The sequence below is a fragment of the Micromonospora sonneratiae genome (genome assembly GCF_042679305.1).
Lineage (GTDB): Bacteria > Actinomycetota > Actinomycetes > Mycobacteriales > Micromonosporaceae > Micromonospora_H > Micromonospora_H sonneratiae.
Genome location: NZ_JBHTMP010000163.1, coordinates 1 through 1,219 on the forward strand (window position 1 = coordinate 1; position 1,219 = coordinate 1,219).

General features: G+C 73.9%; 1 protein-coding gene. It reads right to left on the bottom strand.

What is annotated here, in order from left to right; genetic code table 11:
- Positions 1-1,092: VirB4 family type IV secretion system protein (locus ACFQ4H_RS34800; RefSeq protein WP_377579534.1), on the bottom strand; the 1,092-nt coding region annotated here is incomplete at its 3' end.
- Positions 1,093-1,219: the final 127 nt, after the last annotated feature.

Genomic DNA, 1,219 nt, shown 5'->3' on the forward strand with positions numbered 1-1,219 from the left:
GGGCCGGCGGTGCGTGCGCGGGTCGGCGGTGATCCCGGCCTGCCGGTACACGGCGAGGATGGCGCGGTCCAGCGCCGCCCGCTCGGCCGGCGGCGGCAGGCTCCCGACCAGGACGCTGACCAGGGTGTGCAGGAACAGACCCCGGCGGGTGAGCACATCTGGCCGGGTGTCGCCAGCGGGCAGTTCGAGGGGGTTGATTCGCACGCCAGCGGCACCGAGCCGCACGACGGTCCCGCCGACCGCGTCGGCCAGCCGCAGGTACTCGTCTTCCGGGTCGATGATCGACACTTGCACGCCGGTGTAGAGGTGCCGCAGCGTCTCCAGCTTCACCAGGTACGACTTGCCGGCACCTGACCTGGCCAGGACGACGGAGTTGTAGTTGTCCTGGGCGAATCGGTCCCACCAGACCACCCCGTTGCCGGCCGGGTTCGTCCCGTACAGCACCCCGCCCGTCGCCGCCGGCTCCCCGGGCAGCGGTGCCGGCAGGTCGGGGCTGGCCAGGGGAAACGCGGCGGCGAGGGCCTGGGTGTCCATGGTCCGCGGCGTCCGCAGCCCGTCGGATGCCAGGGGCAGGGTGGTGGTCCAGCCGGCCAGTTGTCGCCAGGTCGCCGGCTGCACTTCCAACAATGTGGAGGCGGCGGCGGCCTTGACCCGGGCGCACGCCTGCAGCAGTTCCTCCTCGGACCGGGCGTGGACCGTGACGTACAACCCGACGCGGAACAGTTTCGCGGCACCGCGGGCGAGCCGGTCGGCCAGGTCGGTGGCGTCCTGCGCGGCGGCCTCGGTGTAGGGGTCGGTGAGCTTGCCCCGTTCAGCGTCGGCCCGCCGCGACGACTCCAGGCGGGCCCGCTGCTTGCGCAGCCGGGCGGCGGCGATCGGTGCGGGCAGCGGGTCGATGTGCAGGGTGACGTCGACCCGGCCGGGGTAGGACAGCAGCGGCTCCAGCCACGCCGGCCCGACCTCGGCCGGGTAGCCGGTGACCACGAGGGTGGCGGTGTATCCGTCGCCGACCCGCAGCCAGCGTGGGTTCACCTCGACCGAGGCCGGGGCGACGGCGGACGCGAGCCCTGCCGAGGTCCGGCCGGAGGACACGGCACCGTCCGGGTGGGCACGGGAGCGCCGATTGCCGATCACAGCGTTCTCCTTCCGGTCTTCTTCGGTCCTTCGCCGGTGACGGTGATGACCGCGTCCGGGGCGGCCAAGCCGCCCGGACGCGGCG